The organism is Kitasatospora sp. NPDC088548 (assembly GCF_044753005.1).
Taxonomy (GTDB): domain Bacteria; phylum Actinomycetota; class Actinomycetes; order Streptomycetales; family Streptomycetaceae; genus Kitasatospora.
The window spans coordinates 1-22,200 of record NZ_JBIVMI010000008.1; the positions used below are offsets into that span (position 1 = coordinate 1).

At 75.1% G+C, this 22,200-nt stretch carries 15 protein-coding genes and 3 tRNA genes; 10 read left to right on the forward strand and 8 right to left on the reverse strand.

The features are described from left to right. Positions 1-398: 398 nt before the first annotated feature. Complete coding sequence (locus ACIP82_RS12650; protein ID WP_363603896.1) at positions 399-1,463, reverse strand: EamA family transporter; 1,065 nt, start codon at positions 1,461-1,463, stop codon at positions 399-401. Positions 1,464-1,648: 185 nt separating this feature from the next. Here ACIP82_RS12650 and ACIP82_RS12655 point away from each other — a divergent pair, with 185 nt between their 5' ends. The 3 genes from ACIP82_RS12655 (at position 1,649) to ACIP82_RS12665 (ending at position 5,091) form a co-directional block, all read left to right on the forward strand. Continuing rightward, positions 1,649-2,494, forward strand: coding sequence for a DUF1906 domain-containing protein (locus ACIP82_RS12655; RefSeq protein WP_400653324.1), 846 nt, complete (start codon positions 1,649-1,651; stop codon positions 2,492-2,494). 381 nt (positions 2,495-2,875) lie between these two features. Further along, a complete protein-coding gene (locus ACIP82_RS12660) occupies positions 2,876-3,247 on the forward strand; it encodes a DUF4259 domain-containing protein (protein ID WP_400653325.1) in 372 nt (123 codons plus the stop codon). A 182-nt stretch (positions 3,248-3,429) separates the two neighbouring features. Beyond that, positions 3,430-5,091 carry a long-chain fatty acid--CoA ligase gene (locus tag ACIP82_RS12665; RefSeq protein ID WP_400653327.1) on the forward strand — a complete coding sequence of 554 codons (1,662 nt, stop codon included), beginning with the start codon at positions 3,430-3,432 and terminating at the stop codon, positions 5,089-5,091. Between the two features lie 62 nt (positions 5,092-5,153). Here the strand turns inward: ACIP82_RS12665 and ACIP82_RS12670 are convergent, their stop codons facing one another. Continuing rightward, positions 5,154-8,855: a PAS domain-containing protein gene (locus tag ACIP82_RS12670; RefSeq protein ID WP_400653329.1), complete on the reverse strand. Its 3,702-nt coding sequence runs from the start codon at positions 8,853-8,855 to the stop codon at positions 5,154-5,156. A gap of 176 nt (positions 8,856-9,031) precedes the next feature. Between ACIP82_RS12670 and ACIP82_RS12675 the strand changes: the two genes are divergently transcribed. From ACIP82_RS12675 to ACIP82_RS12700, 6 genes are all read left to right on the forward strand, one after another. Then, positions 9,032-9,122, forward strand: a tRNA-Ser gene (locus ACIP82_RS12675). Positions 9,123-9,266: 144 nt separating this feature from the next. Further along, positions 9,267-9,342: transfer RNA gene (locus ACIP82_RS12680), tRNA-Arg, on the forward strand. Between the two features lie 31 nt (positions 9,343-9,373). Further along, positions 9,374-9,449 (forward strand) — tRNA-Arg (locus ACIP82_RS12685). 342 nt (positions 9,450-9,791) lie between these two features. Next, a complete protein-coding gene (locus ACIP82_RS12690; protein WP_400653330.1) occupies positions 9,792-12,842 on the forward strand; it encodes an Ig-like domain-containing protein in 3,051 nt (1,016 codons plus the stop codon). Positions 12,843-13,026: 184 nt separating this feature from the next. Further along, complete coding sequence (locus ACIP82_RS12695; RefSeq protein WP_400653332.1) at positions 13,027-14,286, forward strand: SPFH domain-containing protein; 1,260 nt, start codon at positions 13,027-13,029, stop codon at positions 14,284-14,286. Beyond that, positions 14,283-15,248, forward strand: coding sequence for a C40 family peptidase (locus ACIP82_RS12700; RefSeq protein ID WP_400653334.1), 966 nt, complete (start codon positions 14,283-14,285; stop codon positions 15,246-15,248). The genes ACIP82_RS12695 and ACIP82_RS12700 overlap by 4 nt, the downstream gene beginning before the upstream one ends. A gap of 69 nt (positions 15,249-15,317) precedes the next feature. Here ACIP82_RS12700 and ACIP82_RS12705 read toward each other — a convergent pair whose 3' ends face one another. From ACIP82_RS12705 to ACIP82_RS12715, 3 genes are all read right to left on the reverse strand, one after another. Continuing rightward, positions 15,318-17,525: a hypothetical protein gene (locus ACIP82_RS12705; RefSeq protein ID WP_400653336.1), complete on the reverse strand. Its 2,208-nt coding sequence runs from the start codon at positions 17,523-17,525 to the stop codon at positions 15,318-15,320. 11 nt (positions 17,526-17,536) lie between these two features. Further along, positions 17,537-17,983, reverse strand: coding sequence for a type VII secretion target (locus ACIP82_RS12710; protein ID WP_363603912.1), 447 nt, complete (start codon positions 17,981-17,983; stop codon positions 17,537-17,539). Positions 17,984-18,112: 129 nt separating this feature from the next. Next, positions 18,113-19,078 carry an aldo/keto reductase gene (locus tag ACIP82_RS12715; protein WP_400653338.1) on the reverse strand — a complete coding sequence of 322 codons (966 nt, stop codon included), beginning with the start codon at positions 19,076-19,078 and terminating at the stop codon, positions 18,113-18,115. 151 nt (positions 19,079-19,229) lie between these two features. Between ACIP82_RS12715 and ACIP82_RS12720 the strand changes: the two genes are divergently transcribed. After that, on the forward strand, positions 19,230-19,433 hold the full coding sequence (locus tag ACIP82_RS12720) for a hypothetical protein (RefSeq protein ID WP_400653340.1): 204 nt from the start codon (positions 19,230-19,232) through the stop codon (positions 19,431-19,433). A 45-nt stretch (positions 19,434-19,478) separates the two neighbouring features. Here ACIP82_RS12720 and ACIP82_RS12725 read toward each other — a convergent pair whose 3' ends face one another. The 3 genes from ACIP82_RS12725 to ACIP82_RS12735 are packed head-to-tail and all read right to left on the reverse strand — an operon-like array spanning position 19,479 to position 22,152. Then, positions 19,479-20,519 (reverse strand): endo alpha-1,4 polygalactosaminidase, encoded by a 1,041-nt coding sequence (locus ACIP82_RS12725; protein WP_400653342.1) that lies wholly within the window; start codon positions 20,517-20,519, stop codon positions 19,479-19,481. 23 nt (positions 20,520-20,542) lie between these two features. After that, positions 20,543-21,238 (reverse strand): spherulation-specific family 4 protein, encoded by a 696-nt coding sequence (locus tag ACIP82_RS12730; protein WP_363603918.1) that lies wholly within the window; start codon positions 21,236-21,238, stop codon positions 20,543-20,545. Continuing rightward, positions 21,235-22,152, reverse strand: a complete 918-nt coding sequence (locus tag ACIP82_RS12735; protein ID WP_363603920.1) for an NAD(P)-dependent oxidoreductase — start codon at positions 22,150-22,152, stop codon at positions 21,235-21,237. Before ACIP82_RS12735 ends, ACIP82_RS12730 begins: the two co-directional genes overlap by 4 nt. Between the last annotated feature and the right edge of the window lie 48 nt (positions 22,153-22,200).

Genomic DNA, 22,200 nt, shown 5'->3' on the forward strand with positions numbered 1-22,200 from the left:
ACGTCGGACTCGCCCTGGTCACCAACCAATAGCGAACAGACAGGCGATAACCCGAACGCCACAGAAGATGATCACCGGAGGTAAAACGACAAGCTTAGGGCCTGTCGTCAGACTCCCGTCTGCGCGTCGACGCTCCCCCAGCCTTCGGCCGGGAGGTGCCCCCAGGGCACGCACTCCCCCAGCCTTCGGCCGGGAGGTACCCCCACCGCAGTGGCTTCCTCCTCCGCCTTGCGATGCACGCACCCCAACGCCGCCACGCCCGCCCTCCGGGCGGACGACGGAGTCCGACGACAGGCCCCAGGGCTTCTCCGCCGATCCCCGGGGCCGGACACACCCGGTCGGCGGCGAGTCGCGAACCCGCCGGCCGACCGGGCTCACCACCGGCCGGTACTGGTTCGCTACCGCCGCCCAGTCAGCGTGGCGCCCACACTCGCGGCCACCACGCACCCGATCCCGGCCAGCTGCGGTGCGCCGAGCAACTGGCCCAGCACCACGAGGCCGACCAGGGCGCTGACCGCCGGCTCCAGGCTCACCAGCACGCTGAACACCCGTTGCGGCATCCGTCGCAGTGCCGTCATCTCCAGCGCGTACGGGATCACCGGCAGCAGCAGCGACACCCCGGCCACCGCGAGCAGCAGCATCAGCGGTGAGGCGCCGGGGGCGGTCAGCCCGTCCCAGGCCTGGCCGAGTCCGAACGGTGCCAGCGTCAGCGCGCCGACCGTCATCGACACCGCCAGGCCCTGGAAACCCTGGAACGCGGCGCCGACCTTGTCCGTGAACAGGATGTACGCGGCGTAGCAGGCGGCCGCGCCGAAGGCGTACAGCAGGCCGACCGGGTCGAGCGACGAGCCGCCGTCGCCCTCGCCGAGCAGCGTCAGCAGCACCACCCCGCCGGCTGCCAGCAGCGCCCAGAGCAGGTGACTGGCGCGGCGGGCGAAGACCAGCGCGACCGCGAGCGGGCCGAGGAACTCGATGGTCGCGGCGGTGCCCATCGGCAGCCGGTCGATCGCCCCGGCGAAGAGCAGCGTCATCCCGGCGGACGCCATCCCGAGCAGGCCGGCCGCCGCGAGGTCGCGCGGACGGCGCCCGCGCAGCCGGGGCCGGGTGGCGATCAGCAGGATGACCGCAGCGAAGCTCAGCCGCAGGAAGGTCGTACCGCTGACCCCGAGCGGGCCGAACAGCGGCTTGGACAGCGCGATGCCGAGCTGCACCAGGAACATCGCGGCCAGACAGAAGAGCGGCGCCGGGATTCGCTCCGGGCGCCGCATCAGCTTCGAGAACCGCCGGTCGGTCCGGCCGGGTCGGGTGCCTGGGGGCGGTTCGGCGCCGGGCGCCCCGCCTCGTCGCCAGCTACCGCGCTCGCCGGCGGGCTCGCCCTTGGGGGCGGGCGGCATGGCAAGGGCCTCGGCGACGGCGGCGGCCGGCGTCGGGGCGACGGTTTCGCTGGGGTTGGGCGTGGGCATGCTGGCGAGTTTGCCGTAAGGAGTGATGAAGGGGCAAGCTCGTTACCTGAATCCGGACGGATGCGGACGGGTGCGCCCGAAAGGGTGAGCTTCGGCGGCACGGGCGGCGCGGCAGTGGCAACCGTTCGACGGTCCGTCAGTATCAAGGCGGGGTGCGCTATCTCCGTTCCGCGGCCCTTGTCGTCGTGTCCCTTGCCCTGCTGCTCGCCACCGACGGAGCGGGCGTGAACGCCGACACGACCGTCCTGGCCGCCGCCGCCGTCCCCCGGATCCGGGCCACCGTGCTGCCCGATTGGGCCGGCCCGCCCGCCCTCCGGGCCCGCGACCTCTACACCGGCGCCGCCTTCGACGCCTGCACCGCACCCCCGCTCGACACCCTCCGGGCCTGGCGGGGCACCTCCCCGTACGGCGCGGTCGGCATCTACACCAGCGGCGGCCAGCGCGGCTGCGACCAGCCGAGGCTCACCGCCGACTGGGTCCGCCAGGTACGGGCGATGGGCTGGCGGTTCATCCCCGTCCACGTGGGGCTGCAGGCGCCGTGCAGCGGACTCAGCCGCAAGCCCCGGCGGATCGACCCGAACCGGGCCGTGCAGCAGGGCCGGGACGAGGCGGCCGAGGCGGTCCGCGGCCTGAGCACCGTCGGGCTGGGCGAGGGCAGCCCGGTCTTCCTCGACATCGAGGCGTACCCGGCGCGGGACCCGGGCTGCGGTCAGGCCGTCGTCGACTTCACCCTCGGCTGGACCCAGACCCTGCACGCGGCCGGCTACCGCTCCGGCTTCTACTCCAGCCTCGACTCAGGCATCGCCGACCTCGCCGCCGCCGCGCGGGCCGGCAGCTCCCCGCTGCCCGACTCGCTCTGGTACGCCCGCTGGGACGACCGCGCCGACACCGTCGGGGGCGGTCCCCTCGGCGCCGAACTCTGGACCGACCACCAGCGCGTGCACCAGTACCACGGCAACATCGAGGAGACCTACGGCGGCGCGACGCTCACCGTCGACCGCAACCACGTCGACACCCCCCTCGCGGGCTGACGGGGCGGTTCCCCGGCCCCCCGCGGAGCCGCCCGGCGGCGCCCACCCGGGCTCAGCCTGCGGCCGGGCGCCGCCGCCACTCGCCGCTCCCGAGCGGCGACCAGCCCCGTCCGGCACAGTCCCGGCAGGTCTCCGGGATGTGGCCGGTCCCCGTCCGGTCTCCCCGGATCCCCATCCGGGCCCGGGTCTGCACCCCGTTCGAACAGTTGGGACACGGCACCCGGAACCTGGCCGGCTCCCGCTTCACCTGGCGGTCGTCGTGGCTGTCGCTTATGCCATGCAGTATCGCGCGCGGGCCCGTCCGGGACCGGCGCCGACCGCCATTGTCAGCCGTGAGTGCTACAACCTCTGTCCAGGGAAGCGGGAACCGAGGAGGACCACATGGGTACCTGGGACAGCGGCAACTTCGACAACGACACGGCGGCCGACCACCTCTCCGGGGTCACCGCGCGCCTCATCGGCGAGATCGAGCAGGCCATGGCCGGTGACCAGGTCGAGCTGGAGCCCGACGAGTACTGGGGCGTGGCCGTCCCCTGCAACCTCGAACTGCTCCACCTGATCGCCTCCCAGCACTACGTCGGTGCCGAACTTCCCCCGGCCGACGTCGTCGAGGCCTGGAAGGAGACCTTCCTGTCCGTCTGGGAGCGCTCCATAGACGACCTGGACCCGTCACCCGGCCACAAGGAGGAACGCCGCGCCGTCCTCCTCCGCACCTTCGACAACCTCGCGGCCCTCGCCCGCTCCCGGGGCTGATCCCCGGGGCCGATCCCCGGGGCCGGGAACAGGGACGAATCCGTGATCCGTGCAACGGGCCCGGGCTACTGACATCCGCCCTGCCGAGAGGCACAATCGGGCTCGTCCGCGCGCCTTACCGCCCAGTAGCCCCCGGTAGCCGCGCAGTCGCAGCCGTAGTGCCGCCCGGTCAAGGAGGACCCGTGTTCAGCACGATGCAGGACGTACCGCTCACCGTCGCCAGGATCCTCGAGCACGGGGCCACCATCCACGGGCGGTCGACCGTCACCACCTGGGACGGCACGGGGCCGGTGGTCCGGACGTACGCCGAGGTCGGGGCGCGGGCCGCCCGGCTCGCGCACGCGCTGCGGGACGAGCTCGGGGTGACCGGGGACGACCGGGTCGCGACGCTGATGTGGAACAACGCCGAGCACCTGGAGGCCTACCTCGCGGTGCCGGCGATGGGCGCGGTGCTGCACACGCTCAACCTGCGGCTGCCGGCACACCAGTTGTCGTTCATCGTCAACCACGCCGCCGACCGCGTGATCATCGTCAACGGCAGCGTGCTCCCGCTGCTCGCCGCCGTCCTCCCGGACCTCGACCCGACGCTCCGGCACATCGTGGTCAGCGGCCCCGGCGACCGGTCCGTCCTGGACGGCTTCGCGGGCACCGTGCACGACTACGAGGAGCTGATCGCCGACCGGCCCGCCGAGTACCCCTGGCAGAGCGACATCGACGAGCGCCAGGCCGCCGTGCTCTGCTACACCTCCGGCACCACCGGGGACCCGAAGGGCGTGCTCTACAGCCACCGGTCGGTCTACCTGCACTGTCTCCAGGTCAACACCGGGGACAACTTCGCCTTCACCCCGCGCGACATCGCGCTGCCGGTCGTCCCGATGTTCCACGTCAACGCCTGGGGCATCCCGCACGCCGCGTTCATGTCCGGCGCCGGCCTGCTCATGCCGGACCGTTTCCTCCAGCCGAAGCCGATGGCGGAGATGATCGCCCGGGTGCGACCCACCGTCAGCGCGGCCGTGCCCACCATCTGGAGCGGTCTGCTGGACGAGCTCGACGCGGGCGACCACGACACCTCCAGCCTGCGCATGGTGGTCATCGGCGGCAGCGCCTGCCCGCCGTCGCTGATGCGGGGCTTCGAGGAGCGCCACGGCATCCGGGTCCTGCACGCCTGGGGCATGACCGAGACCTCGCCGCTCGGCTCCTTCGCCCAGCCTCCGGGGGGCCTCACCCCGGAGGAGGAGTGGCCGTACCGCGTCACCCAGGGCATCTTCCCGGCCTCCGTCGAGGCCCGGCTGATCGGCCCGGGCGGCGAGCGGATGCCGCACGACGGCGTCTCGGCCGGCGAGCTGGAGGTGCGCGGACCGTGGATCGCCGGGGCGTACTACGGCGGCGCGGGCCACGACCCGCAGCGTCCGGACGACAAGTTCTCCGAGGACGGCTGGCTGCGCACCGGTGACGTCGGCACCATCACCGCCGACGGCTACCTCACCCTCACCGACCGCGCCAAGGACGTGATCAAGTCCGGTGGCGAGTGGATCTCCTCGCAGGACCTGGAGAACCAGCTGATGGCCCACCCGGAGGTCGCCGAGGCCGCGGTGGTCGCCGTCCCGGACGAGAAGTGGGGCGAGCGCCCGCTGGCCACCGTCGTGCTGCGCCCGGGCGCCACGGTCGGGCTGAAGGAACTGCGCGCCTTCCTGGCCGGGCGGATCGCCTCCTGGCAGCTGCCGGAGCGCTGGGTGATCGTCGACGCGGTGCCGAAGACCTCGGTCGGCAAGTTCGACAAGAAGGTGATCCGCGCCAGCTACGCGGCCGACGAACTGGACGTCACGCTCCTCGGCAAGGAGTAGACCGGGGCGCGACGAGGGCCGGCCACCCACGGCGGGTGGCCGGCCCTCTCGCGTCGTCCGGGTCAGCCGGCGGCCGCGACGCCCGTCTCGCCCATGGCACCGATCCGTCCGAGCAGGTCGACGATCCGCGACTGCACGTCCGCGCTGGTCGAGCGCTCGGCGAGGAACAGCACCGTCTCGCCGGTGCGCAGCCGGGGCAGCTCACGCGGGTCGAGGTCGACCGAGGTGTAGACCACCAGCGGGGTGCGGTGCAGCCGGTCGTTGGTGCGCAGCCAGTCCAGCAGACCGATTCGGCGGCGGCGGATCTGGAACAGGTCCATCACCACCAGGTTCGGCTGGACGCTGCTCGCCCGGGCGACGGCGTCGTTCTCGTCCACCGCGTGCTCGACGTGCATGCCGCGCCGCTCCAGGCTGCTGATCATGGCGGCGGCGATGTCCGGATCGCCCTCGACCAGCAGGACCCGCGGGGCGTGGTTCTCCCCGTCGCGGGGGGCGAGGGCGCGCAGCAGGACGGCCGGGTCGGCGCCGTACGCGGCATCCCGGGTGGCCTGGCCGAGGCCGGCGGTGACCAGCACCGGGACCCGGCTGTTCAGCGCGGCGGTGCGCAGCGACTGCAGCGCGGTCCGGGTGATCGGGCCGGTCAGCGGGTCGACGAAGAGCGCGGCGGGGAAGCCGGAGACCTGGGCGTCCACCTCCTCGCGGGAGCGGACGATCACCGGGCGGTAGCCGCGTTTCTGGAGGGCCTGCTTGGTGGCCGGGTCGGGCTCGGGCCAGACCAGCAGCCGGCGCGGGCCGCCGTCCCCGGCGGGGGTCGCCATCGACGGGTGCTCGACCGAGTCCTGGCCGGCGGCCGGCAGCTCGGCCATCGGACGCGGTGCCGGCCGGGCCTCCGGCGCGGCGGGCGGCTGCGGCGCGCCGCCGGTCGGGACCGGCCCGGCGGACGGTGTGACGGCGGACGACGGCAGGGCGGCCGGGGGCAGCGCGGCCGGCGGGAACGCCTCACCCGGGCCGCCGGGCGTGCCGGCCTCGCCCGGAGCGCCGAGCGGGCGCGGCGGCGCGAGCTCGGCGAGGCCGGTGCCGACCGGCCGCGGGCCGTCGGTCCGGTCCGGCGCGCCGGGGCCGTCGCCACCGGAGCCGTTCCCGCCGGGGGCGGGCAGCGCGGGCCGGGCGGGCTCCAGCTCGGCGGACGTGCCGGAGGTGCCGGAGGTGACCCGGGCGTCCGGGCCCGGGCCGGGCGGGACGGCCAGCCGGCGCCGACGGCCGGTCGGCGCGGCGCCGGTCGGTTCGCTCGGTGCGGGCGTGGGCGCGGGCCCGGCCGGGAGGGCGTGCTCCAGACCGGGGTAGACCGGGAAGCCGGTGTCGGGGACGCCCGGCAGGGCGAATCCGTCGGCGGACTCCTCGTTGGCGGGCAGCGCCCGGCGCCGCCCGGAGGGCTTGGACTCCGGCTCGGCCGGGGCCTGACCGGACGGCCGGCCCGTGCTCGGGCCGGCCTCCCGGCCGGCGGCCGCGCCGCGGTCGCCGAAGGCCTCGGCGGGGGTCTCGGTCCCACCCGCCGGCGTGCTCGTGGCGGGCTCCGGAGCGGACCCGGTGCCCGGCCCGAGCACGAACGGGCCGCGCGGGCCCGTCGGCGCGGCCTGGCCGCCCCGGCCGCCCGGCTGCTCGCCGCCGACCGGCACCGCGTACGCCGTACCGGCCCGGCCGTCGTCCTTGCCCCATGGGTCGCGCTGCGCGGTGTCCGGGCCGCCCAGGCCCTGCCGGCCGTACGCGGGGTCGTTGCCGGTGCCGTTCCACTGCTCGGGAACGGCCCGCTCGACCCGCGCCGGGGCGTTCGGCCACTGGTCGGGGTCGGCCGGTACGGCCGGGGGCGCGGCCTCCTCGGCCGCGGCCCGGCCACGGCGTCCGCGCCGTTCGGCCGCGGGCTCCTCGGCGGACTTCTCGGCGGACTTCTCGTCGGGGCTCTGCTCCCGGTCCTTCCCCTTCCCCTGGCCCTGGTCCGGGCGGGGCGCCTTCTCGCCGGGCGCCGCCTCGGCGTCGTCCTCGGCCCCCTGCGCGGTGGGCAGCTGCGGGATGCCCGGCAGGTCGGGCAGCACGGCGCTGTCGCTCTCCTTGGGGCGGTCCGAGCGCCCCTCGGCGCCCGCGCGCTCGGCGGCGGCCTTGGCCGCGGCCGGGTCCAGCGGCAGCTCGACCACATAGGTGGTGCCGGCCTTGCCGGGCAGCTCGTGCGGCTGGAGCACACCGCCGTGGCGCTCGACCACGGCCCGGGCTATCGGCAGGTGGACGGGGCTGCCGCCGCGTCCGGGGCCGCGGATCTCCACCCGGGCGACCTCGCCGCGCTGGGCGGCCGCGAGCACCACCATGGGCGCGTCTCCGCCGCCGGGGGGCAGCGCGGGCGCGCCGGGGGCGGCCAGGCCGGGGGAGGAGGTCTCGGGGGTGGCGTCCAGCGAGAGTCCGACCCCGCTGACGTCGGCGACCAGGTGGGCCAGCGCCTGGGCGAGCCGCTGCTCGTCGGCGATCACCTCGACGGCGGCCGCGTGCACGGAGAACCGGACCCGGCCCGCGCCGACCAGCTCGCCCGCCTGCTCGACGGCCCGCCGGACGACCTTGTCCAGGGCGACCGGCACCCGCTCGGCGGTCTTCTTCCCGCCCTTGCCGTCGCCGGCCCGGCCGTCCTCGGCGGAGCCGGGTGCGCCGGACCCGCCGTCGCCGCCGGCCTCGGAACGCTGGTGGGCGAGCACGCCGTCGATCAGCTTGCCGAACCGGCGGCACTCGTCGGCGAGCCGGCGCAGTGTCCAGTTGGCCTCGGGCCAGAGCTGGCCGGCCGGGTCGGTGGCCAGCGCGTCGATCCGCCGGTGCAGCGCGGTCAGGGCGCCGCCCAGCTCGCCCTCCAGGACGGCGGTGAGGTGCTCGTTGCGGGCGACCAGGGCCAGCTCACGGCTGCGGTCGGTGAAGGTCATCACCGCGCCGACCAGCTGGTCGCCGTCCCGGACGGGGGCGGTGGTGAGGTCGACGGTGACCGGCCGGCCGTCCTTGCGCCACAGCACGGTGCCGCGCACCCGGTGCTTGCGCCCGGAGGTCAGGGTGTCCAGCAGTGCGGACTCCTCCAGCGTCAGCGGCGTGCCGTCGGCCCGGGAGTGCTGGATCAGCGGGTGCAGCTCGCGCCCGCCCAGCTCGCTCGCCCGGTACTCCAGGATGTGCGCGGCGGCCGGGTTGACCAGGACGCAGCGGCCTTCGAGGTCCACGCCGAGCACGCCCTCGGCGGCGGCCCGCAGGATCATCTCGGTCTGCTTGTGCTGGCGGCGCAGCTCCGCCTCGACGCCGAGGCGGCTGGAGAGGTCGCGGACCAGCAGCAGGAGCAGGTCGCTCGCGGAGGAGCGCTCGCGGTACGGGTCGTACGGGACGAGCGGGGTGAGCGCGTAGCCGCGGCTGTCCCCGGCGCCGTCGTCGGCGAAGTCGTTGCCGGAGACCTCGACCGGGAAGGTCGTGCCGTCGGTGCGGCGGGCGGTCATCCGGACCGGCCGGTCGAGGGCGTCGTCCTCGCGGGGCGCCGGCCGCATCGAGCCGGGGATCCGGCTGGGGTCGAACTCGGGCAGGAGGTCCAGCACGCCCATGCCGACCAGCGAGGTGCCGGGGGTCTGGAGTGCGTGGACCGCCGCGTTGTTGGCGTCGACAACGGTGCCGTTGCTGTTCACCAGCAGCAACGCGTCTGGCAGGGCGTCGAGTATGGCGGCGAGGCGAGCAGCGCCTCGGATCGGCCTGCTGCTCACGTCGACAGGTCTCCTCGGCTCAGGGCAGCTCCTCCGGAGACGGCAGTATCTCATTCTTCTTTGCGGCGGGGACGACCCGCCTAGTAACGTTGGCGGCGGTTGGTGCCGGACCCTCGGGTTGTGGCATCATCACAGGCACACGGAACGAGTCCGCCATGCGGGCGCGGTCCATGTGGGGAGGCTTCGCCTAGTCCGGTCTATGGCGCCGCACTGCTAATGCGGTTTGGGTCTTAAAGCCCATCGAGGGTTCAAATCCCTCAGCCTCCGCCTCATGGGAGCCCCGTCGACGATCATGTCGGCGGGGCTCTTCGCATGGCTCCGCGGGGCGTCCGGATCAATCGATTTCGCCCCGCGTCGCAGGTCATGTAATGTTGTCCCCGCAACGCCCCGATGGCACGTTCACCAGGGCGAGCGCTCATAGCTCAACGGATAGAGCACTTGACTACGGATCAAGAGGTTGCAGGTTCGAATCCTGCTGAGCGCACCAATCCCCGCAAGATCGGGTTCGCCCGGTTCTTGCGCTCATAGCTCAACGGATAGAGCACTTGACTACGGATCAAGAGGTTGCAGGTTCGAATCCTGCTGAGCGCACCATCGAGAAGCCCCCGGCCACCGGCCGGGGGCTTCTTCGTCGTGTGCGCCCGGCCCGCGGGTGCCCGGGTCCTGTGCGCCCGGCCCGGGGACCGGGGCCGGCTGCCGGACGGCGGCGCCCGGTTGGGCTTCTGGGGCTCCGGCCCGATACCCCGCTTAATGGATGAAATGCATTCCTTTCGGGTACATCCTGTCCTGCCGGTCGGATGACCGCCAAACGGGTAGGACGCGGCCAAGAGTGCAGGTGTCGCAGTATTACCGGCCCAGGATCATGATTCCGTTTTGTCAGATCTTGTGCCCAGACTGCCCGGCCACCCTGGCAGCCGACACCGAAGGGAGAGCCGGATGGGCCGACAGCTTCCCCGCATCGCAGCCCCGCCCGCCCCGGCCCCGGACCGGCGCACCCGCCGGGCGCGGCGCCTACGACTGGCGTCGGCCGGGGCCTCCTCCGCACTGGCCGCCGGACTGCTCGTCGCCGGGAACCCGGCGCCCTCCGCCGCCCAGCAGTCCCCGGACGCCTGGTCGGGAGAACAGCGCGCGGTCCTTCCCTCCGGGCTCTCCGTACAGTTCGACTTCTCCGCCGCCCCGGGAGTGGCCGTCACCGCCGGGCCGGGCGAATTGGCCGACCGTTCCGGAGCGGGAAAAACCGGCGCGCTCTATGCCGACGGACTGCGGCCCGGAGATCCCGCGCAGACGTTCCGAATCGCCGAGGACCGTCCGTGGACGGACGGTTCCTGGCGCACCGTCGGAACGCTCCGGCTCGCATTCTCGCGCCCGGTCCGCAATCCCCGGCTGCACCTCAGCGGACTCGCCGGAATCGCCACCGGGAAAGGCGGGACCACCAGCACCGCCACCCGGCTGACCCTCACCGACGGCTCGCCGGGCTCGCCCACCCTGGTCGACCGCACCGACTGGCCCGGCTGGACGGTGCGGGGCAACACCCTCGCGCCCGCCGGGGCCGACGGCGGCACCGACGCCGTGGCCGGATCCGCCGCCGAGGGCAGCCTGGAACTGGCCGGCACCTTCCGCACCGCCGTCTTCCGGGTCGAGCAGCGCTCCACCGCCCGGGCCGGCAGCACCACCGCCCCCGCGGCACTGGCCCAGGCGTACACCGTCACCCTGGACGAAGGCGTCGGCACCGCGCCGCAGGGCTACGGCAACGCCTCCCACCTGGTCTCCGACCTCTTCCTGGGGACGGACGCCACCACCACGCCGGGCCGGCCCGCCCGGCGGGCCGCCGCGACCGCCCCGGGGGCGGCCGGGGAACCGCTCGTCCAGCTCGACCACGGCGCGGGCCTGCGCGGCGTCTGGTCCGACCCGGCGTCGTCCCGGCGCCGGCCCGGGCGCGGCGAGTACCCGGGCGCCGATCCGGCCGTCGGTTTTCCCGCCGAGGCCGCGATCGGCCGCTACTACCGGCTCACCGTCCCGGTGGCGGTCGGCGACGCGCCCGCCACCCTGGCCGGCTGGATCGACTTCGACCACAACGGGAGGTTCGACCCCACCGAGCGGGTGCAGACCGACCTCCCGGCCGGGGCGCGCACCGCCGTCCTGGAGTGGACCGTCCCCGGCAACGCCTCCTCGGGGGAGACCTGGGCCCGGCTGCGGCTCGGCCGGGACGCCACCCAGCTGGTGGGCGCCGACGGCTACGCCGACTCCGGCCAGGTCTCCGACCAGCGGGTCAGACTGACGGTCGGCGCCGCCCGCCTTGAGATCGCCGACCCGGTCGACGGCGCGGTGGTCTCCGACGCGCGCCCGCGGATGCGCGGCGAGGGTGCCGTCGCCGGGGCGGCGGTGGAGGTCCGCGACGGGGACACCGTGCTCTGCGGCACCCGGGTGGGGCCGGGCGGCGACTGGTCCTGCAGGCCCGGCAGCGCGCTGAGCGCGGGCGCACACAGCCTCACCCCGGTCGAGACCACCCGCGGCGGCGTGGTGCTGCGCGGCGAGCCGGTCCGGATCACTGTGAAGACGGCGCCGCCCGGCGCGCCCGTCCTCACCCTCCCCGAGTACACCAACGACCCGGGCCTCCAGCTGACCGGCACCGGGGAGCCGGGCAGCGTCGTCTCGGTCGCCGACCGGCCCGCCGGGGCGCCCGGCGACGCGGACACCGAGCTGTGCACGACGGCGGTGCGGGCCGACGGCGGCTGGTCCTGCCTCCCGGTGGAGAACCTGCCGGACGGGCGGCACCGGCTCACCCCGTCCGCCGCGGACCAGGCCGGGAACCGGACGGCGGGGCGCGTCGCCGAGCTGGTCGTCGACACTGTTGCGCCGGACCGCCCGGTGCTCACCGCGCCGGCCGCCGGCGAGACCGTACGGGTAGCCCGGCCGAAGCTCGCCGGGCGGGCGGAGGCGGGGGCCAGGGTCGTCGTCACCGCCCGGGCGGGCGGCTCGGCCCCGGGCTCCGGCGAGCCGGTCGTGGCCTGCGGGGCGACCGCCGCCGTCGACGGCAGCTGGACCTGCACGGCCGACCGCGATCTGGCGGACGGCGAGCAGCGGCTGGTCGTCACGGCGACCGACCTGGCGGGGAACGGAACGGCGGCCGACGCGGTCCCGATCCTGGTCGCGACTGCGACTGCGACTGCGACTGCGACTGCGACCGCGAGTACGGGTGCGGCGGTGCCGACGCCGTCCCAGCCGACGTCGCCGTCGCCGTCGGTGCCCACGTCGTCGCCCACGTGGGCACCCACGTCGGTACCGACAGCGGTGCCGTCCTGGACGGCGTGGCCCTCGCCGTCCCTCTCCCCGTCCCGGCCGCCGGTTCCCGGCCGACCGGCCCCGTCCGTACCGGTCGCCAGGCCCACGGGGCCGGCGAGTCCGGTACCGGCGCCCGTGGCGTCGTCGGCCGCGGCCGTACCGCCGGAACAGGCCGCCCCGTCCGGCCGGCCGGTTCCGTCCGGTCCTGTCCGCGGGCCCGGCCTGCCGGGGCTGCTGCCGATCGCCGTGCCACCGGCGGCCGTGCCGGACCCCCGTCCGGCGCTGCCCCCGGCGTCCGTCCCCGCCCCGGCGGCGCCCGCGCTCGCGGTGTCCGTCTCGCCGAGTGCGGCGGTGGGCCGGAGCGCGGCACCGGACCCGAGCCCGAGCGCGGGTCCGGCCGCGGGCGCCGCCCCGGCCGCCGCCGTCACCCTGGAGTCCGGCGCCGGGAACGCGCCCACCGAGGCCTCCCGGCAGCCGGCTGCACCGCCGGCTGCACCGCCCGCCGTATCGCCGCCCGTGTCGCCAGTGGCGCCCGTGGTGGAGGAGCCCGTGGACGAGCCGCCCGTCGAGGCGTCGCACGCGTCCGGCCGGACGGGATCGGGCGGCTGGCGCGGCGGGCTCGCCGGTGTCCTCTTACTGCTCACCGCGGCCGGCCTGATCACGCGACGGTTCGTCGCGCGGAGGCCCGGCGCGCAACGAGGTTGAACCAATCCGACCATCCGACCATGTGCCTGCGCGTCAGGTCAGCCTCGGACGATTCGTCAGGAAATGTCGACACGCACTACCTCAAATGTCGCATTTGATGACGTATGAACTTAGCCTGACTCTGGCACTGCCCGTCAGATCCGGGCCGCCCGTTGCGCGACACACCGACCCCGAGGATCCGTGCATGGACGTCACCCGCGATTCTTCGCAGCGACCCGACAATCTGCCCAAGGCGCTCCCCCCGGTGCTGCCGGAACGTTCCTCCAGCGGCGCCAGCCCGCTGGTCAAGCCGGCCAGGACCGCGGGCCCGGCCGACAGCGGCCCGGCCACCACACCGCTGGCGGTCGTCCCCGGCCCGTCGACGGGTACCCCGATCGACCTGCGCGACCCGCTGGAGACGGCCGGCCCGGCGAACCTGGACAGCCTGGAGGCCACCCCGGCCGGCGCGGTCCCCGCCACCGCCTCCCGCCGCCCCCCGCGTGCCGACCAGGCACTGCGGGAGCACAGCGCCGCCGCCCTGCCGGGCTGGATCGCCCTGCTGACCCTGCTGGTCGGCGTGGCCGCCGTCCTGCTGGTTCTGCTGCGCGACGGTGTCATCCCCTACTGGGACGCGCTGCCCGACCTGCGCGGCACCGCCGCGAGGGAGAACGGCCACGCCGAGGTGACCGTCCAGTCCATCGCGGCCGTCACCGCCGCCGGGCTGCTGATCGTGCTCTCCCTCGCCGGGCTGCTGGCCAACGCGGGCGGCGAGACCCGGGTGCTCACCCGCTGGGGCCGCTACCGGGGCACCGTCCGCCGGACCGGCCTGGTCTGGGTGAACCCGCTGCTGCGCCGCCGCCGGGTGGACGTCCGGCTGCGGCACTGGCGCAGCGAACAGGTCAAGGTGGTCGACCGCACCGGCACACCGATCGTCGTCCGGCTGCTGATCGTCTGGCGGGTCAAGGACACCGCCCGCGTGCTGCTGGCGATCGAGGACCACGAGAGCTACCTGCGCGAGCAGGTGCAGGCGGTGCTGACCCGTACCGCGTCCACACTGCCGTGCGACAGCAACGCGGCGCCCGGGCCCGCGCTGCGCGACGGCCAGTGGTTCGCCGACGAGCTGACCCGGGGGCTGGCCGCCGAGGTCGCCCCGGCGGGCATGGAGGTCTACTCGGTGCAGCCGCTGGCACTGGACTACGCGCCCGAGGTGGCCGAGTCGATGCGCCGGCGCCGGCTGGCCGACCTGGACGCGGGCCTGCGCACCGTGCTGGTGGACGACGCCGTGGAGGCGGCGGCGCTCGCCGTCCGCCGGCTGGAGCGCGCCACCACGCACGAACTGGACGAGGCCGCCCGCAGCGCGCTGATGGAACAGCTGCTGGTCGCCTTCGTCGCCCCGGCCGGAGTGGCCGCCTCGGTACCGTCCCCGGCCACCCGGGCCGGGCGGAAGGAAGGACGACCGGCATGAGGATAGCCACCGGCACGGAAGCCGGCTTCGACGCCGACACCGCACTGATCGGCTTCGAGGAGAGCCTCGGCGGCATCCCCGCGATCGAGGGCTGCGCCTGCCCGAACTGCGCGGCCCGGCCGCGCACCGCCCGCCCCGCGGCGGGCGGTGGCGGCCGAATACACCGCGCCGTGCGAAATACCTGCCTTGCCACCACCGTGCTGGCCGGCGCCGGCGTGGTCGGTCTGACGGCCGGCGCCGGGTCCGCGCAGGCCGCGGCCGGCAAGCAGGGCTGGGACGGGTCGAAGTACTGGTTCAAGAACGCCGACGGCGAGTGGCGCTGGACCAGCCACTACGAGGTCTACGCCGGCCGCACCGGCAAGTCCGCCGGCTCGGGCGGCTCCGGCGGGGCCGCCGCCTCCAACGGCTCGGCCTCCTCCTCGGGTATCACCCAGGGCTGGGACGGTTCCAAGTACTGGTTCAAGAACGGCAGCGGGGAGTGGCGCTGGACCAGCCACCACGACGTCTACCTGAGCCGCACCGGCCAGTCCGGCGGCGGTTCGGCCCCCGCTCCCGCCCAGCCCGCCACCCGGCCCGCCGCCGACAGCGCGCCCGCCTCCGGCAGCGTGGAGACCGCGATCGACTACGCGCTCGCCCAGCTCGGCAAGCCGTACGTCTGGGGTGGCAACGGCCCGTCCGGTTACGACTGCTCGGGGCTGGTCCAGCAGGCGTACCGGCGCAGCGGGATCAGCCTGCCGCGGGTGGCCGACGACCAGTACGCGGCCACCACGCCGATCAGCGCCGGGCAGCTGCGCCGCGGCGATCTGGTGTTCTGGTCGGACAGCGGCCGGGCCTCCGGCATCCACCACGTGGGGATCTACCTGGGCGGCGGCAAGTTCGTCGAGGCGCCCAGGCCGGGGACGACGGTGCGGATCTCCAGCCTGAGCCAGGGCTACTACCCGACCCACTTCGGGCGTCCGTAGGACGTCGCGGCCCGGGCCCTCCGGGGACACGGCCCGGGCCCCCGCCGGGGCCTGACCCGGCGAATGCTCCTAGCTGTTCTCGCCGCCGCGGCCGAGGGCGGTGGCGGCGTCCGAGCGGCCGGTGTCGTAGACCGTCCGCATCTGCTGCTCGTCCCAGTCCACGTCGAGGGCGTCGGGGCTTTGCCGCCGTCGTTCCGTCTGCCACGTCTCGACCATCGCGCTGATCCCCTCGTGGCCGCTTCCGCCGTCGCCGCCGGTGAGGGTGTTCCGCTCGATCCGGCCGGCCGCGGCCGCGTTGATCTCGTCGGTGGCGCTGCTCTGCCACTGGGTGAGCCCGGCGCCGAGGAGGCGCTGGGCGGCCTCGCCCATCCCGGGGACGGGGACGAGCGAGAGCGGGGTGCCGACCCCGGCGTACATGGTCTTGGCCTTCCAGGCCTCGACCTTGGTGTCGTCGTCGCGCTGGTCGAGGATGGCGTCGGCCTGGACGGCGTCGATGACCCCGAGGGCGACGGAGGAGTTGGCCATCAGGCCCTTCCATTCCTTCTCGGCCGTGGTCGGCGGGAGCTGGGAGAGCTGCTGGGCCACGTGCGTCAGCTCGGCCCGGCGGACGGTCTGGTGGGCGTCCGGGTCGTCGGCGACGCCGCGCAGGAGCCGGATCAGCGAGCCCTTGTCGGTGGCCATCCTGGTTCCGCCGGTCTCCTGGTCGGTCCAGACGCCGCCGGTGTTCCCGCCCGCGTGGTCCTTGGCGGCGCGGTTGGTGCCGGAGAGGATGTCGTGGGTGTCGGCGGCGTAGTCGGCCAGCGCGTCGGCGAGCGGGCGCCGCAGGCCGTCCGGGAGCCTCTCGTGGCCGATGCCGGCGTCCAGCAGACCGACGGTGTCGCGCATCACCCGGGCCTGGGCCTCGGTGTGGTGCCTGACGGCGTCCTCCCGGCCCGGGCGGTCGCCGGTGGCGGCCGCCTCGACGGCCAGGCCGAGCGAGTGGTGGCCGGTGGCGCGGGCGCCGGCGACCAGCTCCTCCGGCCAGTGGCGGCCGTTCAGCAGGTAGGCCAGGTGGTCACCGCGACGGGGGTCGCCCGGGTCGAGGAAGCGGGTCGAGGCCTGCGGGTTGCGGCCCAGGGCCGTGAGGAAGCCGGCCACCGCGTCGCCGCCGCGGCCCTCGCCGAGGTGGTCCCACGTCGGCTGGGTGGAGTCCGGGGCCCAGATGGCCTGCGGGCCGATCCCGGAGCCGCGCTCGAAGGCGAGCAGGCTCTCGCCGTAGGCGTTGAGGAAGTCGGAGTCGTACGCCCCGGAGCGCAGCAGGCTGCTCATCAGCTGGTAGCCGTAGGGTGTGGGGCCGCCGCCCGGGCGGTTCCGGACCCGTGGTCCGAGCCTGATGATCTCGTGTTCCCAGTCCCGAATGGCCCGGCCGCGGCTCTGGGTCGCGGTGCCGAGGGTGGTGCCCAGCGAGGTCTGGAGGCGCCGGACGGCCTCGCCGCGCCCGCCGCCGTACGCGCCGGCCTTCGCCGGGTCGTTGACGTCGCGCCAGAAGTCCAGGGTGCCCTGCGGGCCGAGCGTGACGGCGAACTCCTCGGCGAAGGCGGGGTCGCTCCCGCGCCGGTCGAGCAGGGCGTTCAGCCTGGTCAGCTCCGCGGTGGAGAGGGCGCCGCCCTTTCCGGCCAGGGCGAGGGCCTCGCCGAGGTCCGCGCGGGCCGCCCGGGCCTCGTCCAGGCTGCGGCAGCCGCTGGTGTTGAAGGAGTCGTCGGCCGCGCCGTTCGGGTCGGAGCGCAGGGCCCAGGCCGCGGCCTCGTCGGCCTCGGTGGCCTGCCGCAGTGCCGCCTCGATGCGGTGGGCCAGGTCGTCGACCGCCTGCCTCCGCCCGGGCAGGAAGGCCGTCCGGAAGTCCGGCTGGTGCCGGGCGGACTCGTCGTGCAGGAGCGGGTGGACGTCGGTGACCGTCCCGTCGGGCGCCACCTTCAGATGGCCGGCGGGGGCGTCCTCGTCGGCGAGCCGCCTGAGCCGGCGCTGGGCCTCGCCGAACTGCCCGGCGGCGTCGGCCAGCAGGCCGGCGAGGTCCGCGGACTCCTGGGCGGCGGCCTCGATCTGTTCGGCGGCCCGCCGGATCAGCGCCCTGGCCTCGGTCGCGGCCTCGCCCTCCCAGCCGCCGGCCAGCGCGGTCACGACCTCGCCGGTCAGCCGGTCCTTCAGTCCGAGGTAGCGGCCGCGCAGCGCCCGCCACTCCTCGGCGGCTCCGTTCAGCGTGTCGAGTCGGGCCGTGGTCACGGCTTCGTAGCTCAGCATGGTCGGCCCCGTCACCGTTCGCCGGAGAGGTTCCGCCCGGTCGCGTCCTCCGTCGCCGTGTAGGCGTCGGCGGTGGTGCGCAGCCGCCGGGCGATGTCGTGGAGCGTGTTTCCCAGCGTCGCCACCTGGTTGTCCCAGCGGATCGCGCGGGCCCGCAGCTCCGGTCCGGTCCGCCAGCCGCCGAGCGTGCCGTACGCGGTGGTGGTCCACTCCTGGGCGCGGTCGTCGACGGCGGAGAAGCACGCGTGGATCTCGTCGACGGTGCCGGCCCGGGCTCTCAGCTCGGCCGGGGTGACGGTCACTTCCGGGCCGGCCGTGGTGCCGGGGCCCGGCCGCGGGTACGTCGTGCCGTCCGCGCCGTCGAACAGGCCGCCCCGGACGGGTTGGCCGGCCGACCGGCGCCAGGTGGCCGTGTGGTCGGTGAAGTCCTGCTCGGTACCCGGTCGTTCGTGGACCATGGTTCATCATGGCGCGTTCCGGCCGTGAACGGCTGGTCCGCGTGCGCGAAAACGCCCGCAGGCTGCGAACAGGACCCGTACGGGGGGCGTGTTCGCAGCCTGCGGGGCGTGCGGGGACCTGCGGTGCGCTCAGGCGGAGGCCCTGTCCAGCAGAGCCGTCTGCTCGGGGGTGAGCCGCAGCGAGGCGGCGGCCAGCAGCGGCGGGAGCTGCTCGACCGTACGGGCGCTGGCGATCGGGGCGGCGACCGTCGGGCGGGCGGTCAGCCAGGCCAGGGCGACCGTGGCGGGCTCGACGCCGTGCTCGCCCGCGACGGTGTCCAGCGCCTCCAGCACCTTGGGGCCGCGCGGGTCGTCCAGGTAGCGGGCGGCGCCCTCGGAGCGGGCGCTCGCCACCCCGGCACCGCCGAGGCGGTACTTGCCGGTCAGGAAGCCGGAGGCGAGCGCGTAGTACGGCACGGTGGCCAGGCCGTGCTCCGCGACCACGTCGGCGAGCGGGCCCTCGAAGGTGGCGCGGGAAACCAGGTTGTAGTGCGGCTGGACCGCGACGTACTTGGCCAGGCCCTCGCGCTCGGAGAAGGCCAGCGCCTCGGCGAGCCGTTCGGCGCCGATGTTGGAGGCGCCGATTTCGCGGACCTTGCCCTCCTTCACCAGCTCGTCCAGCGCGGTGACGAACTCCTCGACCGGGGTGTCGTCGTCCTGGTGGGTGTAGTAGAGGTCGATGCGCTCGATACCGAGACGGCGCAGCGAACCCTCGACGGAGGACTTGATGTTGGCCGCGCCCAGGCCGAGCGCCTCGGGGTGGAGGCCGACCTTGGTGGCGATCACGATGTCGTCGCGGTTGCCCCGGCTGCGCAGCCAGTTGCCGATGATGGTCTCGGACTCGCCGCCGGTGTTGCCGGGCACCCAGGAGGAGTAGACGTCGGCGGTGTCGACGAAGTTGCCGCCGGCGGCGGCGTAGGCGTCGAGCACGGCGAAGGACTGCTCCTCGTCGGCCGTCCAGCCGAAGACGTTGCCGCCGAGGGAGAGCGGGTGGACGGTGAGGTCGGAGGTGCCGAGCTGCACACTGCGCCCGGCGTCACTGTGGTTTTCGGTCATGGTCGGAGTCAACCCGATCACGGTGGCCCGCATTCCATGATCCGGACAGGCTTCACCCGCTTGTCGCACCGTTGTTGCACTCGCGGGTGGTGAGGGCCGGAGGAGGGTCCGGGGTGTCGGCCGGGCGCGCGGATTCGTTAGAGTCCGTGCCATGGCTGACAACGACTACGACCCCGCCGGCAGCACCCAGATGTTCCGGGCGTTCGTCGACGAGACCCCGGCACCTCAGGCACCGGGCTCCGTCTCCACCTACGGCAGCAGCAGCGGCGGTGGCAACCGCACCGGTGTGATCGCGCTGATCGCGGTCGTCGCGGTGGCCGTTCTGGGTGCCGTCATCTGGCTGGCGGTCAAGTAACCCCCTCGGTGGACCGCCTGGCGGCGCCCGCCATGTCCGTGGCTCTCAGCAGGGCCGTCGCCAGGCGTCCAGTTCGAGCTTCTTCTGCATCGAGCTGAAGCCCAGACCCTTGGTCCGGGCGCAGAACTTCTCCGTGCCGAGCTTGTACTCGACATGGAAGACCGCCTTGCCCGCCTGGATGAAGGGCGAGAGCCGGTCGCACTCGTTGAACTCGGCGCATTCCTCGTTCACCGCGAAGTCGAACTCGCCGACCAGCGCCGGGATCTGCTCCAGGTCGTTCTTCAGGCCGATCGCCATCCCGCGCTCGTGGGCGAGCGAGGCCAGCATGCGGTTGTACCGGAGCTGGTCCTCGGCGGTCAGCGGGAAGCCGCTCTTCTGGTTGTACGCCTCGATGGTGTCGGGCTCGATGGCGTCGAAGCCCTTGGCCCTGCACATGTCGAAGCGGGCGGCCATCAGCGGCTTCAGCTGGTCGATCTTCCGGATGTCGAACCACTTCTCGCCCTTCCAGCCGTTGCCGGAGCCCTGGAGGGCCTTGGCGAAGGCGGCGGAGTCGGGGCGGAAGTCCTCCCAGGAGCCGGCGTTGATGTAGCAGATCACCTTGCGGCCCTTGGCGTGCAGCGCGGCGACCACCGAGGCGTCGTTCTCGAAGCCGTCGATGTCGTAGACCGGTACGTCCACCGACTGGTCGACGCCGTCGCCGAGTTGCCACTGCCAGGCGAGGCCGGGCGCGGGCTGCCAGCGGGCGCCGGCGGGCTGGGGCGGGGTGGCGCCCGGGGTGGTGGTGCCCGGCGCGGTGCCGCCGGGGGTGCCCGGCGTGCCGGTGGCCGGGGTGCCCGGGGCGGTGGTCGGGGTGCTCGGGACGGTGCTGGGCGGGGTGCCCGGGGTGGACGGCGCGTCCGGGGTGCCGGGGGTGCCCGGGCCGCTCGACGCCCCGGGGTCGGGGGTGGCGGTGGCCGCGGGCGGCTGGGCGCCGGTGGCATCGGCCGAGGGGTCGTCCCCGGTGTCCGAGCCTGAGCTGCACGAGGTCGCCAGCAGGGCGGTGGCGAGGGCGATGGCGGCCGGCAGGGGCCGGGTGCGGCGGGTCACGGGTGCTCGAACTCCGGTTCGGGTCAGGCCAGTTCGGCGGCGGTCAGGCCGTACGGCAGGGTGCGCCAGGGGTTCTCCCCGGCGCCCGGGACGGCGCAGCCGACGCCGGCCCGGCGGGCGGCGATCAGCGCGGCGGCGTCCCGGGCCTGCTCGGCGGGCACGTCGTACACGAGATGGCAGAAGCGGGCGGCCGCGTGCCGGCCGGTCCACACCGGCAGGGCCATCGAGCGGTACGTCTCCCAGTCGCCCTCGAAGGTGACCAGCAGGTCGGCGAGTCCGACCTCGGCGTAGCCGGGGTCGGGGTGGTCGCCGTGGCCGAACACCACGGTGCCGCACCCGGCGGCCCGGGCCGCGGTGGCCAGCCGCCGGTAGTGGGCCAGCGCGCCCGGGTGGGTGGCGACCTGGTCGAGGTAGACGCCGGTGATCCCGTGCCGCTGGCGGTAGGTCAGCACGTCGGCGACCACGGCCGCGTGCGGCCTCCGGCCGTAGTCGGTGTCGGCGTAGCCGAGCAGCGGCAGGCCGGCCGCGCGCAGTTCCTCGGCGGCCTCGGCGAAGACGTTGTCGGGGGTCTCGCCCGGGCCGTCGGCGAGGTTGAGCACGACGGCGGCGATCCGGCCCGGGTCGGCGGCGGCGACCGCCTGCCAGGCCGCCGGGTCCACCGCGGGGTGGACGTACAGCGGCACCAGCAGGCGGCCGTCGAGGTGGCTGCCGCCCGTCATGCGACGGCCGGGGCGGGGACGGGCTCGGCGGTGCCGAGCCAGAGGTCGCGCAGGGTGTCGGCGAGGCCGGTCTCCGGCTGCCAGCCGAGGGCCCGGGCGGCGGCCGAGACATCGGCCTGCTGCCACGAGACGGCGGCCGAGCGCTCGGAGCCGGCGCCGCTCTCGTCGATCCGGCCGGTGAAGCCGGCCGCCGCGACCAGGCCGTCCGCGATCGCCCGGACCGGCTTCGCCCGCCCGGAGGCGAGGTTGAGTACCCGGGGCAGCGGACCCTCGGCGGTGACCGCCAGACCGACCGCGCGGGCGATGTCCCGGGCGTCGACGAAGTCGCGGTGGGCCGAGAGATCCCCGACCTTCACCACCCCGTCGGCCCCGTCCGGGGCGGCCCGGCGCAGTTCCGCGGCGAGCCGGCCGGGCAGCGAGCCCGCCGGTGCTCCCGGGCCGACCGGGTTGAACACCCGCAGCACCACGGCGTCCAGCGGTGAACCGGCCACCGCGAGGGAGCCGGCCAGCTTGGTGGCGCCGTACACGCCGACCGGGCGGGCGTCGGCGTCCTCGGCGAGCGAGCTCCCGGGTGCGCAGACGCCGTACTCGCCGGCCGAGCCGATGTGCACCAGGCGCGCCGCCGGGGCGCCCTGCCGCAGGGCCTCGGCGAGCACGGCCGGGCCGCGCGCGTTGACCTCGGCGAGAGTGACGGCGCTGCCGGCCACCGCGCCGGCGAAGTTGACCACCGCGTCGGGCGCCAGCGCGGCCAGTTCCTCGCCGAGCGGGCCGGTCCGGGCGGTGGCGAGGTCCAGCCGGAGGTCGTGGTCGGGCCGCCGCCCGGCGGTCAGCACGGTGGCACCGGGCAGCGACCGCAGGACGGCGGCGGCGTGGCGGCCGAGGAAGCCGTCCGCGCCGAGCAGCAGGATTCTCACGCGGCCCGTCCGTCGTTCTCGGGGCCCGCGGCGGCGGTCGCGGGCTGT